A 15,014-nucleotide genomic window follows, 5' to 3' on the forward strand; every position below is an offset into this window, starting at 1 on the left:
CGGGTGCTCCACCCCGATGTGGAGCTCGATGAGCTGCTCGGTGCCCTGGCCGGCATCCTGCGGCGCGCCGAGCTCAATCAGGCGCACCACATCGGTCGCGAGGTGCTCTCCACCCGGGAGCGCATGCTGGCGATCATGGAGCGGCTGACCCATGAGCACTACACCTCTTTCGAAGCGCTGTTCACGCTGGAGGAGGGCAGGGCCGGTGTGATCGTTACCTTCATGGCGATCCTGGAGCTGGCCAAGGAGGCGATGATCGAGATCGTGCAGAATGCGCCGTTGTCGCCGATTCATGTGCGCGCCCGAACACCGCGATCAGAGTCGGGCGAGGCGGCCTTTGACGATGAGGGAGTCGATATCGAGAGCCCCTTTGAAGCCGAGGGCTCCTTTGAAGAGCAGATCGAGATGCCGCAAGAGGGCGAGACATGAGCGCCATGGAACTGCCCGACAGCCTCGATGACATTCTCGAAGCGGCCCTGCTGGCGGCGGCGGAGCCGCTGTCGCTGGAGCGCCTCGAGAGCCTGTTCGACGAGAACGAGCGGCCGGCGCGTCGCGCCCTGCGCGAAGCCTTGCTGCGTGTGGAAGGGCGACATCAGACCGGGGCCATGGAGCTGCTCGAGACCGCCTCCGGCTACCAGCTGCGTATCCGGCCGCGGCTCTCTCCCTGGGTCTCCCGTCTATGGGATGAGCGCCCCCAACGCTACTCGCGGGCGCTGCTCGAGACCCTGGCACTGATCGCCTACCGGCAACCGGTGACCCGCGGCGACATCGAGGAGGTGCGTGGCGTGGCGGTGAGCAGTTCGATCATGCGCACCCTGGCCGAGCGCGGCTGGATTCGCGTGGTCGGTCACCGGGACGTGCCCGGTCGTCCGGCGGTCTATGCCACTACCCGTTCCTTTCTCGACGATTTCGGACTCAAGACCCTGGACGAACTGCCGCCCATGCACGAGCTCAAAGGGGTGGCGGAGCCCTTCTTCGAGGACGAGGCGCCGCCACCGCCCAGCCCCGTGCTGGCCCAGGCCGATGAGCCGGAGGAAGGCGACGAGGAGCCTCCCGGCGACCAGGGCGAGGAGAGTATTGCCGCGGCAATCGACGAAGCGCATGAAAGCCGTGAAGAGACAGCGCTGGCGGCGAGCCAGGAAAGTGGCGAGAATCACGACACGACGGCCGGGATGGCCGACGCGACACACGCCGGGAAGGCGTCCGACAGGCCCGGGCTGAGCTTTGCCGATCTGGAAGCCCGCCTGGCCGAACGTGCCCGCACCAGCGTCGATGATGACGGCGGAGCGGGGGCGGAATTCACACCCGAAGAGAAATCTGACGAATCATGACGATCACCACGGAAAAACTGCAGAAGGTTCTGGCCCGTGCCGGGCTGGGCTCGCGTCGCGAAATGGAAGCCGCCATTGCGGCCGGTCGCGTCAAGATCAACGGCAAGCTGGCCACCCTGGGCGACCGCATCGAGATGCGCGACAGGGTGAGCCTCGATGATCGTCCCGTGACCCTGCGCGGTGCCGAGGAGACGCCACGGAGGGTGATCATGTACAACAAGCCGGAAGGCGAGCTGTGCACCCGCAAGGACCCGGAAGGACGGCGTACCGTCTTCGAGCGCCTGCCGCGCCTGAAAGGCGAGCGCTGGGTCGCCATCGGACGCCTGGACATCAACACCAGTGGCCTGTTGCTGTTCACCACCGACGGCGAGCTGGCCAATCGCCTGATGCACCCCTCCACCCAGGTGGAGCGTGAATACGCCGTACGCGTAATGGGCGAGGTGAAGAAGGAGCAGGTCGTGGCCATGGTCCAGGGCGTCATGCTCGAGGATGGCCCGGCTCGCTTCACCGATGTGCAGGAGTTTGGCGGCGAAGGCATCAACACCTGGTTCCACGTGGTGATCACCGAGGGGCGCAATCGCGAAGTGCGGCGGCTGTGGGAATCCCAGGGGCTGACGGTGAGTCGCCTGAAGCGTGTGCGCTACGGCAATATCTTCCTCGACAAGCGGGCCAAGGCCGGGGAGTGGGTGGAGCTTTCCCAGGCCGAGATCGACGACCTGGCGGAGAGTGCGGGCCTGGCCTCGCGCAAGGTGCCGGAGCTGACGCCCGACGAGAAGAATCGCTGGAGCCGCGACAAGAACAAGCGTCGTCCGGTGCAGGCGATGCGCAAGCCGAAGAGTCCGCGCAGCCGCTGAGCCGGCCGGCGTGATGTTGGCGAAAGGGCTGCCAAAAAGCCCTTGCTTTCAGGGGCTGGGTCGGTAATATCTGCCCCCGTTCGGAAGGGTCGTTAGCTCAGTTGGTAGAGCAGTTGGCTTTTAACCAATTGGTCGTAGGTTCGAATCCTACACGACCCACCATCCGGACCTGTAAGCTTGTTCGCAAGCACTGGGTCGTTAGCTCAGTTGGTAGAGCAGTTGGCTTTTAACCAATTGGTCGTAGGTTCGAATCCTACACGACCCACCAGACACGAAAAAACGCCCTTGCCACCCCAGGCAAGGGCGTTTTTCGTTTGTCTCGGTGCCTAGCGGAATCTCGGTATCGTCTTGTCGGCATACCTTCCCCAGAAAGCGCATACAGTGCTTGCTTGCCCGGCATAACAGGAACAGTCTGGATGACACCTTGCGGAAAAACAGCCGATCCAGGTGACATGCCCATTAGATTTGGAGAGATCACCATGATCAGGAAGGGATTGGTACTCGCACTCCTCATGTTCGGTTATATCGCTTCTGTCAGCGCTGATTATGCCGGCGCCATGAGTCACTACGAGCGACAGCAATACCGAGAGGCCATCCAGGAATTCCGCGAGCTCGCCCGCGATGAGGACGCCGATGCCCAGTACATGCTGGGACGCATGCACGAAGCCGGCAACGGCACCCCCCAGGATTTTGTCGAAGCGCACAAGTGGTACAACCTGGCGGCCTCCCGCGGCCATCGCCATGCTGTCGGCGCGCGCGAGGCGGTGGCCGAGCGGATGACCGCTCACCAGATCGCCGAAGCGCAGCAGGCGGCCCGTGGCTGGCAGGCGAGGGAGCCTGCCACGGCAGCCACTCCCGAACCGCGGCGTCCGGAGACCCTGTCGGGCCGGGAGCTCGTCGCCGAGACACAGCGTGAACTCAATCGGCTTGGCTACGATGCCGGTCCGGTCGATGGCCTGATGGGCGCGCGCACCCGCAATGCCATTCGCTCCTATCAGGGACAGGCAGGCCTCGCCCGGGACGCTCAACCCTCGCCGCAACTGCTGGCAAGACTACGCCAGTCCGGTCGTGCCTCTGCACAGGTACCAGCGCAGGCACCATCCCGAGCCGTGCCGACGGAGTCTGCGCCGGCTGAGGCGCCGGTCAGAGTGGCCTTGCAGGACGATTTCAATGATGGCGACTACCACCGCAACCCTGCCTGGACCGTGCTCAGCGGTGATTTTCGCATCGATCGCAACGGCTTGCGCAGTGTGGTCGAGGTGCCGGACGAGAGAGCCCCGGCGCGCAGGAGCCTGAGCTCCGACCGGCCCGAGGAGGTCGGCCTTGCCATGCTGAAACTGATCCTCGAACAGACGGGCAGTGTACAGCCCGAAGCGGCACCGGTAGCCGCAGAGACCGCCAGGATCTTCGTTGCGTCACCGATCCGCAACGCCTTCGAAATGGAGCTGGACCTGGCTTCCCGCCAGAAAGCGGGTAGCCTCGAACTGGGAGTCTTTCAGGGCAACAGTTCGGGCGCCGGATACCGGCTGGTCTATCGCCCCGATACGCGCCCCGGGCTGAGCCTGATCAGGGTCACCAGCAACGGTAGCGATGTGATCGCCAGCAGCGATGGGGCAATCAACCTGGAGGACGACCGCTTTCATACCCTGGCCTGGACCCGTGACGAGGATGGCGAGATGCGAATCAGCGTCGACGGACGACGTGTCATCCAGGCACGCGACACAAGCTTCCGGGAGCGCTTCCAGGGCTTCGTATTCGCCAATCATGGCGGCGACTATAGCCTGGGCCGGATACGCGTGGAGGATTGAGAAGGGGGCAGCACGAAGGTCAGTCAGCAAGAAAGGGCCCATCGGGGCCCTTTCTTGTTGGATTCCAGAGATTCACTGAATCTCGTCTTTTGGGTCTGTCTAGCGCAAGCCGAGCGCCGATAGCACGACCAGCACGATCACCACAGCTCCTACGATCCATACGATATTGTACATGGCGCCTCCATTGATCATCAGTAGCCGATACCAGAATCGATATCGGCGTGGCTGATGATTCTGAATAGTAGGTTGTCAGGCGCTTGGCGTCGGTGCGCTAACCGACGTACCAGAGGCCAAGTTGGCAGGATGACGCCGCAATCCTTGCGACGCGTAGCGCGACATCCTGTCCTGGCACTTCCTTGGCCACACTCAAGTTGATGATAGTCCCCGGGGGGTGCCCCGACTGTGCGGTGGCGAACACTAGGGCAGTATAGGTTTCCCATGCTGCGGCGGTCACTCCCCGCGCTGGCGTGTCTGGTGAAAAGACTACGGTTTGCTGATCTCGTGACCGATGACGCCACCCACCGCGGCGCCACCCACGGTGCCGATAGCGGAGCCCCCGGTGAGTACTGAACCACCTACGGCACCCACGCCGGCGCCTATCGCGGTGCCCTTGTCCTGCTTGGACATGCCGGAGCAGGCGGAGAGTGACAGCACCAGCAGGAAGGAGGTAGAGACCAGCAGGGAATGTTTGATGTGTTTCATGGCGGTATCGCTCGGGTTAAGGGGGCTTGCTCGCAGCGGGAGTTTCCTGAGGGCAGGCGGCTACGACGGACCGCCACCTTCAGCATAAGGGCAGCATGAGAGTGTTATCCGTTGGGTGGCGCACATAGTCGTGACGAAATAGCTCAGACACTGGCGCACAAAGGGAGGGCTTGGGATGTCGGCACCATCATATAATCCGCGAAATCAGCTGCTGGGACTGTTGCCGGAGGAGGAGCTGGCGCGGCTGCTACCTCACCTCGAGCTCGTGCACTTGCCGTTGGGCAAGTCGCTGAGTGAATCCGGTGGCGTGATGCAGCATGTCTATTTCCCGCTGGATGCCATCGTGTCGTTGCTCTGCGTGATGAAGGACGGTGCCTCGACGGAAATTGCGGTGGTGGGCTATGAAGGGATCGTTGGCGTGTCACTGTTCATGGGGGGTGAGACGACGCCGAGTCGGGCCATCGTGCAGAGCTCCGGCGAGGCCTACCGACTCAAGGGCCAGCGCCTCAAGGATGAGTTCTACCGTGCCGATGTGTTGCAGCGGCTGCTGCTTCGCTATACCCAGGCACTGTTGACGCAGATGGCCCAGACAGCGGTCTGCAACCGCCATCACGCGGTCGACCAGCAGCTCTGCCGCTGGCTGCTGCTGAGCCTGGACCGGCTGCCAGGTGACGAATTGGTCATGACCCAGGAGCTGATCGCGAACATGCTGGGGGTGCGCCGGGAAGGGGTGACCGAAGCGGCAGGCAAGCTGCAGCGGGCGGGCCTGATATCCTATCATCGTGGGCATATCAAGGTGCTCGACCGGCTGGGTCTCGAAGCGAGAGTCTGCGAGTGCTACGCGGTCGTCAAGGGAGAATACGATCGTTTGCTGGATCGTCGATCCTTAATTTAGCCCTGGGCCCATGCAGCTGTCGCATCGACTCTGTAAGCTAGCGTGTTGCTGCCCGTTCGCGATATACACAGGTGCTGGGCTGTCACCTCTGACGCACCCGGTGCAAGCGTGGCCGGTTAATCAAGCCGGGGGGAGCAATTGCCGTGAATTGTGGTCTAGAATAGAGTAATAGGCCGAGGTGGCGAGAGACGCCGCCTGGGCCCCAGGCGCATCGCCCGCACGGATCGTGCGATTCGCGATGTACCCGATACATGCAGGGGGAGCCCCTGCCAGTCACAGTGGTAGACACGATGACGATCATGACTTCCAGGGCCGAGGTGCGTAGCCACCTTGCCCGCGCCTATTGCCCCACCCGGATTCCCGCCGAGGACGACGTTCGCGTCGCCGAAATCAAGCGGCTGCTCCAGGAGCAGAATGCCGTGCTGGTGGCCCACTACTATACCGACGATGCCATCCAGCAGCTGGCCGAGGAAACCGGCGGCTGCGTTGCCGACTCCCTGGAAATGGCGCGCTTCGGCGCACGCCATGAAGCCGACACCCTGGTGGTCGCCGGGGTGCGCTTCATGGGCGAGACCGCCAAGATCCTGTCGCCGGAGAAACGGGTGCTGATGCCTACCCTGGAGGCGACCTGCTCGCTGGACATCGGCTGCCCTGCCGACGAGTTCGCCGCTTTCTGCGACGCTCACCCCGATCGCACGGTGGTGGTCTATGCCAACACCTCGGCGGCGGTGAAGGCCCGGGCCGACTGGGTGGTGACCTCCTCCATCGCGGTGGACGTCATCGAGCACCTGCAGGCCCGCGGCGAGAAGATCCTCTGGGCGCCGGACAAGCACCTGGGGGGCTATATCCAGCAGAAGACCGGTGCCGACATGCTGCTCTGGGACGGTGCCTGCATTGTCCACGAGGAGTTCAAGGCCAAGGGTATCGAGGACTTGAAGGCACTCTATCCGGAAGCGGCAGTCCTGGTGCACCCCGAGTCGCCGGCCGCGGTGGTCGAGCTTGCCAATGTGACGGGGTCGACGTCCCAGCTGATCAAGGCGGCCAAGGAGCTGCCCCATGACAAGCTGATCGTGGCCACCGACCGTGGCATCTTCTTCAAGATGCAGCAGGCGGTGCCGGGCAAGACTCTCTTCGAGGCGCCTACCGCCGGTAGCGGTGCGACCTGCAAGAGCTGCGCCCACTGCCCCTGGATGGCGATGAACGCGCTGGACAACATGGCCGGCGCCCTGCGCGAGGGCAGCGGCGAGATCTTCGTCGATGACGAGTTGCGCCGAAAGGCACTCAAGCCGCTGGAGCGGATGCTCAATTTCCAGAAGTAAGGTTCACTTCTTGCTCAGCGGCAGTCGCAACTGCCGTTGAATCAGCGGCGCCGGGACAGGCTCCTAGAGCGATTCAGTGCTGCCAGGGTGCGGCTTCCGGGGGCTCGATACCGTAATGCGCCAGGGCGTCGGCCAGCCGCTTTGCCGGCAGATCGCCCTCTTCCACCAGAACCTGGAGCGCTGCCAGCACCACATGGGTCGCGTCGACCTCGAAGAAGTCTCGCATCGCCGTCCGGGTATCCGAGCGGCCGAAACCATCGGTGCCCAGAGTCAGGAACCGCGGGCGGACATACCCGGCGATCAACTGGGGGTAAGCACGCACATAGTCGCTGGCCGCCACGATCGGGATGTCACCCTCGAGGCAGTTCGCCAGATGGCTCCTCCGTGGGGTATCCAGGGGATGAAAACGCTGGCGACGTTCGACCTCCCGGGCATCCCGGGCTAGCTCGCTGAAGCTGGTGGCGCTCCATACCTCCGCCTGGACCTGCCAATCCTCGGCGAGCCTGTCGGCGGCACGGATCACCTCGTTGAGGATGGCCCCCGAGCCCAGCAGCCGTATCTTCGGGGCAGACGGGGCATGGGACGGCAGCCGGTAGAGCCCCTTGATGATATCGGCCTCGACCCCTGGCGGCTGTGAGGCTGGGCCGTGTTCTCGTTGGTCAGGGTGACGTAGTAGAAGACGTCCTGCCCTTCCTCGAGCATCTCGCGCATGCCGTGGTCCATGATCACCGCCACCTCGTGGGCGAAGGCCGGATCATAGGCCCGACAGTTGGGCACCGTGGCGGCGACCAGATGGCTGCTGCCATCCTGGTGTTGGAGACCCTCTCCGCTGAGGGTGGTCCTGCCGGCGGTCGCACCGAACAGGAAGCCGCGGGGGCGCTGGTCAGCGGCGGCCCAGATCAGGTCACCGACACGCTGGAAGCCGAAGATCGAGTAGTAGATATAGAACGGCAGCATCGCCAGGCCATGCACGCTGTAGGACGTGGCTGCCGCCGTCCAGGAGGAGATGGCGCCGGCCTCGGTGATGCCCTCCTCGAGAATCTGACCGTCGCGGGATTCCTTGTAGTAGAGCATGGTGCCGGCATCCTCCGGCTCATAGAGCTGGCCGACCGGGGAATAGATGCCAACCTGGCGGAACAGGTTGGCCATGCCGAAGGTGCGCGCCTCATCGGCCACGATGGGCACGACTCGCGACCCCAGCGTCTTGTCCTTGAGCAGACCACCAAGCATGCGTACCGCCGCCATGGTGGTCGACATGGCCTTGCCATCGGCCTTCAGGGCGAAGCCGGCATAGCGTGCCGGTGCGGGCACGGGGACGGGCGCTGCATCATTGCGTCGCCGGGGTATGGCGCCTCCCAGTGCCTGGCGGCGCTCCCGCAGGTAGCGCATTTCCGGGCTGTCAGCGGGAGGCTTGAAGAAGCGCATCTCGGCGAGGTGATCATCGCTGAGTGGCAATCGGAAGCGGTCCCGGAAGGCCGCCAGCGACTCGGGATCGAGCTTCTTGGTCTGGTGGGCGGTCATGCGCGATTCGCCATTAGCCCCCATGCCGTAGCCCTTCTTGGTCTTGGCCAGGATGACCGTCGGCGCGCCCTTGTGGGCACGCGCCTCTGCGAAGGCGGCATACAGCTTGCGCATGTCGTGGCCGCCACGCTTCAGGCCGTCCACTTCCTCGTCGCTCATATGGGCGACCAGGGTCTTTAGCGCCGGGTCTTCCTGGAAGAAGTGCGTCAGGTTGTAGGCGCCGTCCTTGGCACCCAGGGTCTGGTACTTGCCATCCACGGTGGCCGCAAAGCGACGCAGCAGGGCATGGTCGGTATCCCGGGCGAAGAGCGCATCCCAGTCCGACCCCCACAGCACCTTGATCACATTCCAGCCGGCGCCGGTGAACATGGCCTCCAGTTCCTGGATGATCTGGCCATTGCCACGCACCGGGCCGTCGAGGCGCTGCAGGTTGCAGTTGATGATGAAGGTCACGTTATCGAGGCGCTCTCGGGTTGCCATGGACAACCCACCCAGGGACTCCGGCTCGTCCATCTCGCCATCGCCGAAGATGCCCCAGACGTGGCGATCCCCCATTTCCGCCAGGCCGCGATGCTCGAGGTAACGCATGAAGCGGGCCTGGTAGATGGCACTGATCGGGCCGATGCCCATTGAGCCGGTAGGAAACTGCCAGAAGTCCGGCATCAGCCAGGGATGCGGATAGGAGGACAGGCCACACCCGCTGGTTTCCTGGCGATAACGCTCGAGCTGTGACTCCTCGAGGCGACCTTCAAGGTAGGCTCGGGCGTAGATACCCGGCGCGGAGTGAGGCTGTAGAAAGACCAGATCCGCCCCGTGCGGGGCCTCATCACCCCGAAAGAAGTGCTGGTAACCAACTTCGAAGATTTCGGCGGCTGAGGCATAGCTGGCGATGTGCCCGCCCAGTTCCGGGTGAGCCTGGTTGGCCCGGGCGACCATGGCCAGGGCATTCCAGCGATTGATGGCGGTGATGCGCTCTTCCTGGGCGAGATTGCCCGGATAGGGAAGCTGCTTTTCCAGGGGAATGGTGTTGCGATAAGCGGAAAACGGCTGGTGGTAATCATGGATGCCAAGGTGGCTGGCGGCCTGGTCGAGCTGTTCCAGCAGGAAACGTCCGCGTGCCTCGCCAGCGTGGGCGACCACGGCATTGAGGGCCTCCTGCCATTCGCGGGTTTCCTCGGGGTCGCTGTCGGCACCGGAGGTCCCGGTAACTGGCAGGGATTCGGCGTGACTGTGGTGATGGGCGGTCATGGCGGCTCTCCTTCTTGTCATGAGAGAACTCTAACCCGTACAACGCCGCAGTTGCTTTCAAAAAGCACCTGAAACCCCTAAGATTTCCGCAGAGAATTCTGATAACTATCGCCAGAAGAGCACAAGATGCCGCACCTCGACCTCGATGCCACCCACATCCGGATCCTGAGAGAACTCCAGGAGGATGCCAAATTGACCAATGTGGCCTTGGCCAGCCGTATACATCTCTCACCTTCGCCTTGCCTGGCTCGGGTCAATGCCCTGGAGCAGGCTGGGGTGATCGACCGCTATGTGACCCTGCTGGACCCTCTGGCAGTGGGCCTGGGGGTCAGTGTCTTCATCCATGTGAGGCTGGAAAGACAGGTAGAGGACGCCCTGGAGGCCTTCGAGTCCGCCATGCATCGCTATCCTGAGGTGATGGAGTGCTACCTGATGACCGGAGAGTCGGACTACATGATTCGCGTAGTGCTCAAGGACGTCCAGGCCCTGGAACATTTCATCGTCAACGAGCTCTCGCAGATCCCGGGCGTTGCCAACATCCGCTCGAGCTTCTCTCTCAAGCAGGTCAAGTACAAGACGGCGCTGCCTCTCTAGACTGGACAGACTCCTAGAACTTTTCCATCGTTTCGCGATAACCCACGAAATCCTCGCGGCGCTGTGTGATACGGCCGGCGGCATTGGTGTCGCCGCTTCTCTCGGCGATTTGCTTGGCCACGTCGAGCTGGCGAATGGCCTGGTCGATGCTGCCGGTCAGCTGCATATGCTCGGCCCGGGCGAGATGTCCCCAGGCTTCACGATCGCTACGGCCAGCGGCCTCGGCGAGCAGGGTGAAGACCTGAGGGTCCTCCGGACGTCGTTCGGCCAGGTCACGCAGGACGCGATACGCTTCGTTGGGATCCCGTTGCAGCAGCGCTTCGCCCATGATGCGGGTGGCAGGCATGTAGCCCGGCATCAGCCGCAGCTGGCGCCGGCTGCGTTCGATGGCATCGTCATAGCGGCCGGCATCGAAGGCGACCTCCGCGGCGCTGGCGGGAATCATGGCAAGGTCGGGAAGCTCGCGGGCCAGTCCATCCAGGGCGGCGAGGGCGCTGTCGGTGTTGCCCCGTTGGGCTTCGGCCAGGGCGTCCAGGTAGCGCCTGGCGGCATCCGGGGCGTCGTCCTGTGCCAGGCGATTGACCGCTTGCTGCGGATCCCGCTGATGGATCGTCAGCAGGGCACGAGCACGAATCAGGTGATAGGTTGGTTCACTATTGCGGGAGCCGGCGGCCTCCAACTGCGAGGCGCGCGATTCGGCATCGCTGATGCGGGATTCGGTCAGCGGGTGGGTAAGCAGGAACTCCGGAGGGTTGCCCCCCTGGAGGCTGGCCTGGCGCTGCATGGCGCGGAACATGCGGACCATGGCCTGGGGGTCGAAACCGGCCTGTGACATGGCTTGCAGGCCGATGCGATCGGCCTCCTGCTCGAAGCGGCGCGAGTAGGCCAGTCGGTCCTGGATAAAGGCCGCCTGCGAGCCCATGGCGGCGGCGACACCGGCATCGCCGCCCCCGCTAACTGCGATCAGCATGCCGGCCAGCATGGCCGCCATGGCGGGAATCTGGGTCTGTTCAGCGCGGGCCTGGCCGCGTGCATAGTGGCGCTGGGAGAGGTGGCCCAGCTCGTGGGCCACCACCGACGCCACCGCGTCCTCCTCGTCGGCGAAGGCGAACAGGCCGGCATTCAGGCCGATGACACCGCCGGGTACGGCGAAGGCATTGAGCGTGCGACTGTCCACCAGCGTCACGACCGTGCGGGAGCCATCGACACCGCTGTGGGGAACCAGACGGGCCAGCAGTGACTCCACATAGTCTTGGGCGATGGGATCCTGCCACTGGGGCGCGCGGGCTCGGAACTGGCGTAGCCAGGCACGGCCCAGGCGATACTCTTCACCGCTCACGGCCTGGCTGCCGGTGGTCAGGCTGGGCAGGCCGTAGTCATCCGTGGCGCCTGCCGGACCGATCAGGGCAAGTGACAGCACCATGGCGCTACCGGTCAGGAAGGTGCGGATGTTACGCAGCATGGCCAACCTCGTCATAATGGGCGATCGAATGCATATCCGACATTGATTCGACCTGTAAAGTGCCTTTAAATCTCAAGGGTTTTGGCGTTCGCTGCAAGAGCGCCCCCCTTATTTGCAATAACCTGCATTCTTCCGGGAGTTACCATGGCTGTGCAACCAGATGACCTGCTCGACGCCTGCGGCCTGCCGTGTCCGCTGCCGCTGCTGAAGGCGAAGCAGGCATTGGCCAGGCTCAAGGCCGGCCAACTGCTCGAGGTCATCGCAACTGATGCGGGTTCCTGGCGTGACTTCGAGACCTTCGCCGAGCAGAGCATCCATGAGCTGGTGGAGCGTGAAGAGCGTGGCGAGCATTTTCACTACTGGATTCGCAAGGGCGAGGAGCCTGTTACATGACCCTGCGTCAGGTCTTCAAGAGCTGGGTAGACCATTACTTCTCCGATGAAGAGGCAGTGATCCTGCTGGTGGTGCTGATACTGGGCTTCGCGGTAGTGATCCTGTTCGGTCGCATGCTGGCTCCCTTTCTCACCGCCCTGGTGATTGCCTTCCTGTTGCAGGGAGGCGTCAATGCCATGACGCGCCGAGGGGTGCCCCACCTGCTGTCGGTGGTCGTGGTGTTCCTGGGCTTCATCGGCATACTGCTGGCGCTGGCCTTCATCCTGATGCCGCTGATATGGAATCAGCTGGTGGGTCTGGTCCAGGAGACACCGCGCATGTTCGCCAGCAGCCAGCGCTGGCTGGGCGACGTGCAAGAGCGCTACCCCAACCTGGTGACACCGGACCAGGTGCAGGAGTGGATCGGGGTCGCCGGGCGGGAGATGACCCAGTTCGGTCAAAGGATGCTGACCCTCTCACTGGCCTCGCTGGGCAATGTCCTTGCGCTGATCATCTACCTGGTGCTGGTGCCCATCCTGGTCTTCTTCCTGCTCAAGGATCGCGACCAACTGGTCGCTTTTTCACTCTCGCTGTTGCCACAGCAGCGTCAGCTGATGACCCGCATCTGGCACGAGATGGACGACCAGATCGCCAACTACGTTCGCGGCAAGTTCATCGAGATCATCATTGTCGGTACCGTGACATTCTTCACCTTCGCTTTCTTCGGTCTGCCCTATTCGGCATTGCTGGCGGTACTGGTGGGATTCTCGGTGCTGGTGCCCTATATCGGTGCCGCCGTGGCGACGCTGCCGGTGGCCGCGGTGGCCGGCTTTCATTTCGGGCTCAGTGATCAGTTCCTCTACGTCCTGGTTGCCTATGGCATCATCCAGGCGCTGGATGGCAATGTGCTGGTGCCGATCCTGTTTTCCGAGGCGGTCAACCTGCACCCGGTGTCGATCATCGTGGCGGTGCTCTTCTTCGGCGGTATCTGGGGCTTCTGGGGCATCTTCTTTGCCATTCCACTCGCTACCCTGCTCAAGGCGCTGGTCTACGCCTGGCCCCGCGGCATCCAGCAGCGCCAGGCGGAAGAGAGCGTCGTCGAGGAGTGGGCCGAGGAGTGAAGCGAGCGTAAAGGTGAGAGGGCGGCGAGGCTTCCGCCCGGCAGGCCGGGCGGGCGTTGCGGTTCAGTCGTCGGCATGCAGGGCCTGGGCGGCCTGGAGCACCTCGTCGACATGGCCGGGGACCTTGACGCCGCGCCACTCCCGGGCCAGCTTGCCCTCGGCATCGATCAGGAAGGTGCTGCGCTCGATGCCCATGTGCTCCTTGCCATAGAGCTTCTTGAGCTTGATCACATCGAACAGCCGACAGACGGCTTCGTCCTTGTCGGATATCAGGTTGAAGTTGAAGGCCTGCTTGGCCTTGAAGTTCTCCTGGGCGCGAAGGCCGTCGCGGGAGACGCCGAGGACGACCGTATTGGCGGCCTCGAAGGCACTCATGCGGTCGCGAAAATCGCCGCCCTCGGTGGTGCAGCCTGGCGTACTGGCCTTGGGATAGAAGAAGATGACCACTTGCCGACCCTTGAGGCCGGCTAAGGTAACGGTCTTGTCGCCAGTGGCAGTGGCGGTGAAGTCCGGTGCGGGTTGGCCGATGGCAAGCGTCATGTGGGGAATCCTTGGCTTTTGGTAAGGCCCTGATTACACGCAACAGGGCCACGTCTGTCAAAGTCTCCGGCGCATGCTGCTGTACACTCTTCGACCGCCTGAGTACCATTTACCTTTTGCTTCGAGGGGCCTGCTGATAATCGGCGCCCAAGAGCGGCATGAGCGGAGAGGAACGAGAGGATGATCACTGGCAGTATTGTCGCTCTGGCGACGCCGATGAAGGTCAATGGCGACATCGACTGGGAGGCGCTGCGCCGCTTGGTGAACTTCCACCTCGACAATGGCACCGATGGCATTGTCGCGGCCGGCACCACCGGTGAGCCCACCACCATGTCGTTTGCCGAACACTTCGACGTGATCCGCACCGTGGTGGAGGAGGTCAACGGCCGCATCCCGGTCATCGCCGGTACCGGGGCCAATGCCACCTCCGAGGCGGTCGAGCTGGCCCGCTATGCCAGCGAGGTGGGGGCAGACTACTGTCTCTCGGTGTGCCCCTACTATAACAAGCCGACCCAGGAAGGGCTGTATCAGCACTTCAAGGCGGTGGCCGTGGGCAGCCAGCTGCCGGTCATTCTCTACAACGTGCCGGGCCGCACCTGTTCGGACCTGTATAACGAGACCGTACTGCGCCTGGCTGAGGTCGACAATATCATTGGCCTGAAGGATGCCACCGGCAACCTGGAGCGTGCCGAGGATCTGATCGGTCGTCTCAAGGGTAGTGGTTTCATGCTCTACTCCGGTGATGACGCCACCGCCTGCGATTTCATGCTGATGGGTGGCAATGGCGATATCTCGGTGACCGCCAATGTCGCGCCGAGGGCCATGCATGAGCTGTGTGCTGCCGCCGTGGCCGGCGATGCCGACAAGGCGCACCAGATCAATACCCGGCTGATGCCGCTGCATACCAACCTGGGCATCGAGTCCAATCCGATCCCCGTCAAGTGGGCCCTGCACCGCATGGGGCTGTTGGAGCCGGGCATTCGACTGCCGCTGACCTGGCTGTCCGAGAAGTACCACTCGACCGTGGGTGAGGCCCTGCAACTGGCAGGAGTGACAGACGACTGACGCTGCGCCCGGACCCGATATCCAGATATCCCGACGCCCCGATTAACACGATGCAAGGTGGATGCATGAATCTGCGCTGAAATGGATGCCGCTGGTGGCGGTGATCGCCCTGGCGACCGCTGGCTGCGCACGCGATGGCTTCTATGATGACCGTAATATCGACTACGTGGAGGCCCAGCGCA

Annotated in this window: 15 protein-coding genes and 2 tRNA genes; 12 read left to right on the forward strand and 5 right to left on the reverse strand. The window is 63.4% G+C overall.

Annotation, left to right across the window (positions count from 1 at the left end; translation table 11 throughout):
- From Q427_RS01820 to Q427_RS28490, 6 genes are all read left to right on the forward strand, one after another.
- Positions 1 to 429, forward strand: a 429-nt coding sequence (locus tag Q427_RS01820; RefSeq protein WP_043510477.1) for a segregation and condensation protein A, incomplete at its 5' end; no start/stop codon positions are given.
- Positions 426 to 1,331, forward strand: coding sequence for an SMC-Scp complex subunit ScpB (gene scpB / locus Q427_RS01825; RefSeq protein ID WP_043510478.1), 906 nt, complete (start codon positions 426 to 428; stop codon positions 1,329 to 1,331). The genes Q427_RS01820 and scpB, both read left to right, overlap by 4 nt.
- Entirely contained in the window at positions 1,328 to 2,185 is an 858-nt protein-coding gene (gene rluB, locus Q427_RS01830) for a 23S rRNA pseudouridine(2605) synthase RluB (RefSeq protein ID WP_043510479.1), read from the forward strand. The genes scpB and rluB overlap by 4 nt, the downstream gene beginning before the upstream one ends.
- An 86-nt stretch (positions 2,186 to 2,271) precedes the next feature.
- Positions 2,272 to 2,347: transfer RNA gene (locus Q427_RS01835), tRNA-Lys, on the forward strand.
- Positions 2,348 to 2,377: 30 nt separating this feature from the next.
- Positions 2,378 to 2,453 (forward strand) — tRNA-Lys (locus Q427_RS01840).
- 211 nt (positions 2,454 to 2,664) lie between these two features.
- Complete coding sequence (locus Q427_RS28490) at positions 2,665 to 3,993, forward strand: peptidoglycan-binding protein (RefSeq protein WP_197030454.1); 1,329 nt, start codon at positions 2,665 to 2,667, stop codon at positions 3,991 to 3,993.
- Positions 3,994 to 4,476: 483 nt separating this feature from the next.
- On the opposite strand, the gene Q427_RS01850 is transcribed toward Q427_RS28490, so the two are convergent.
- Entirely contained in the window at positions 4,477 to 4,695 is a 219-nt protein-coding gene (locus tag Q427_RS01850) for a glycine zipper 2TM domain-containing protein (protein WP_043510481.1), read from the reverse strand.
- Positions 4,696 to 4,870: 175 nt separating this feature from the next.
- On the opposite strand from Q427_RS01850, the gene Q427_RS01855 reads away from it, so the two are divergent.
- A complete protein-coding gene (locus Q427_RS01855) occupies positions 4,871 to 5,590 on the forward strand; it encodes a Crp/Fnr family transcriptional regulator (protein WP_043510482.1) in 720 nt (239 codons plus the stop codon).
- A gap of 290 nt (positions 5,591 to 5,880) precedes the next feature.
- Positions 5,881 to 6,909, forward strand: coding sequence for a quinolinate synthase NadA (gene nadA, locus Q427_RS01860; RefSeq protein WP_043510483.1), 1,029 nt, complete (start codon positions 5,881 to 5,883; stop codon positions 6,907 to 6,909).
- Positions 6,910 to 6,982: 73 nt separating this feature from the next.
- Here nadA and Q427_RS35910 read toward each other — a convergent pair whose 3' ends face one another.
- Together Q427_RS35910 and aceE are read right to left on the reverse strand one after the other, a co-directional pair.
- Complete coding sequence (locus Q427_RS35910; protein ID WP_442905423.1) at positions 6,983 to 7,519, reverse strand: transketolase-like TK C-terminal-containing protein; 537 nt, start codon at positions 7,517 to 7,519, stop codon at positions 6,983 to 6,985.
- Positions 7,429 to 9,678 carry a pyruvate dehydrogenase (acetyl-transferring), homodimeric type gene (aceE, locus tag Q427_RS01865; RefSeq protein WP_331280512.1) on the reverse strand — a complete coding sequence of 750 codons (2,250 nt, stop codon included), beginning with the start codon at positions 9,676 to 9,678 and terminating at the stop codon, positions 7,429 to 7,431. The genes Q427_RS35910 and aceE overlap by 91 nt, the downstream gene beginning before the upstream one ends.
- Before the next feature lie 126 nt (positions 9,679 to 9,804).
- On the opposite strand from aceE, the gene Q427_RS01870 reads away from it, so the two are divergent.
- On the forward strand, positions 9,805 to 10,272 hold the full coding sequence (locus Q427_RS01870) for an Lrp/AsnC family transcriptional regulator (RefSeq protein ID WP_043510485.1): 468 nt from the start codon (positions 9,805 to 9,807) through the stop codon (positions 10,270 to 10,272).
- Positions 10,273 to 10,285: 13 nt separating this feature from the next.
- Here Q427_RS01870 and Q427_RS01875 read toward each other — a convergent pair whose 3' ends face one another.
- Positions 10,286 to 11,734: a M48 family metalloprotease gene (locus Q427_RS01875; RefSeq protein WP_043510486.1), complete on the reverse strand. Its 1,449-nt coding sequence runs from the start codon at positions 11,732 to 11,734 to the stop codon at positions 10,286 to 10,288.
- Between the two features lie 144 nt (positions 11,735 to 11,878).
- Here Q427_RS01875 and Q427_RS01880 point away from each other — a divergent pair, with 144 nt between their 5' ends.
- Both Q427_RS01880 and Q427_RS01885 read left to right on the forward strand, forming a co-directional pair.
- A complete protein-coding gene (locus tag Q427_RS01880) occupies positions 11,879 to 12,127 on the forward strand; it encodes a sulfurtransferase TusA family protein (RefSeq protein WP_043510487.1) in 249 nt (82 codons plus the stop codon).
- Positions 12,124 to 13,227, forward strand: a complete 1,104-nt coding sequence (locus Q427_RS01885; RefSeq protein WP_043510488.1) for an AI-2E family transporter — start codon at positions 12,124 to 12,126, stop codon at positions 13,225 to 13,227. The genes Q427_RS01880 and Q427_RS01885 overlap by 4 nt, the downstream gene beginning before the upstream one ends.
- Positions 13,228 to 13,290: 63 nt before the next feature.
- Here Q427_RS01885 and Q427_RS01890 read toward each other — a convergent pair whose 3' ends face one another.
- The gene (locus Q427_RS01890) at positions 13,291 to 13,767 is read right to left on the reverse strand and encodes a peroxiredoxin (protein ID WP_043510489.1); all 477 of its coding nucleotides are present in this window, start codon (positions 13,765 to 13,767) and stop codon (positions 13,291 to 13,293) included.
- A gap of 180 nt (positions 13,768 to 13,947) precedes the next feature.
- On the opposite strand from Q427_RS01890, the gene dapA reads away from it, so the two are divergent.
- Positions 13,948 to 14,832: a 4-hydroxy-tetrahydrodipicolinate synthase gene (gene dapA, locus Q427_RS01895; RefSeq protein WP_043510491.1), complete on the forward strand. Its 885-nt coding sequence runs from the start codon at positions 13,948 to 13,950 to the stop codon at positions 14,830 to 14,832.
- Positions 14,833 to 15,014: the final 182 nt, after the last annotated feature.

The sequence above is a fragment of the Halomonas sp. BC04 genome, from assembly GCF_000568385.1.

Bases quoted from the DNA above. Each gene is read 5' to 3' on its own strand.
- scpB (WP_043510478.1), top strand. From the start codon at position 426: ATGAGCGCCATGGAACTGCCCGACAGCCTCGATGACATTCTCGAAGCG.
- rluB (WP_043510479.1), top strand. From the start codon at position 1,328: ATGACGATCACCACGGAAAAACTGCAGAAGGTTCTGGCCCGTGCCGGG.
- Q427_RS28490 (WP_197030454.1), top strand. From the start codon at position 2,665: ATGATCAGGAAGGGATTGGTACTCGCACTCCTCATGTTCGGTTATATC.
- Q427_RS01850 (WP_043510481.1), bottom strand. From the start codon at position 4,695: ATGAAACACATCAAACATTCCCTGCTGGTCTCTACCTCCTTCCTGCTG.
- Q427_RS01855 (WP_043510482.1), top strand. From the start codon at position 4,871: ATGTCGGCACCATCATATAATCCGCGAAATCAGCTGCTGGGACTGTTG.
- nadA (WP_043510483.1), top strand. From the start codon at position 5,881: ATGACGATCATGACTTCCAGGGCCGAGGTGCGTAGCCACCTTGCCCGC.
- aceE (WP_331280512.1), bottom strand. From the start codon at position 9,678: ATGACCGCCCATCACCACAGTCACGCCGAATCCCTGCCAGTTACCGGG.
- Q427_RS01870 (WP_043510485.1), top strand. From the start codon at position 9,805: ATGCCGCACCTCGACCTCGATGCCACCCACATCCGGATCCTGAGAGAA.
- Q427_RS01875 (WP_043510486.1), bottom strand. From the start codon at position 11,734: ATGCTGCGTAACATCCGCACCTTCCTGACCGGTAGCGCCATGGTGCTG.
- Q427_RS01880 (WP_043510487.1), top strand. From the start codon at position 11,879: ATGGCTGTGCAACCAGATGACCTGCTCGACGCCTGCGGCCTGCCGTGT.
- Q427_RS01885 (WP_043510488.1), top strand. From the start codon at position 12,124: ATGACCCTGCGTCAGGTCTTCAAGAGCTGGGTAGACCATTACTTCTCC.
- Q427_RS01890 (WP_043510489.1), bottom strand. From the start codon at position 13,767: ATGACGCTTGCCATCGGCCAACCCGCACCGGACTTCACCGCCACTGCC.
- dapA (WP_043510491.1), top strand. From the start codon at position 13,948: ATGATCACTGGCAGTATTGTCGCTCTGGCGACGCCGATGAAGGTCAAT.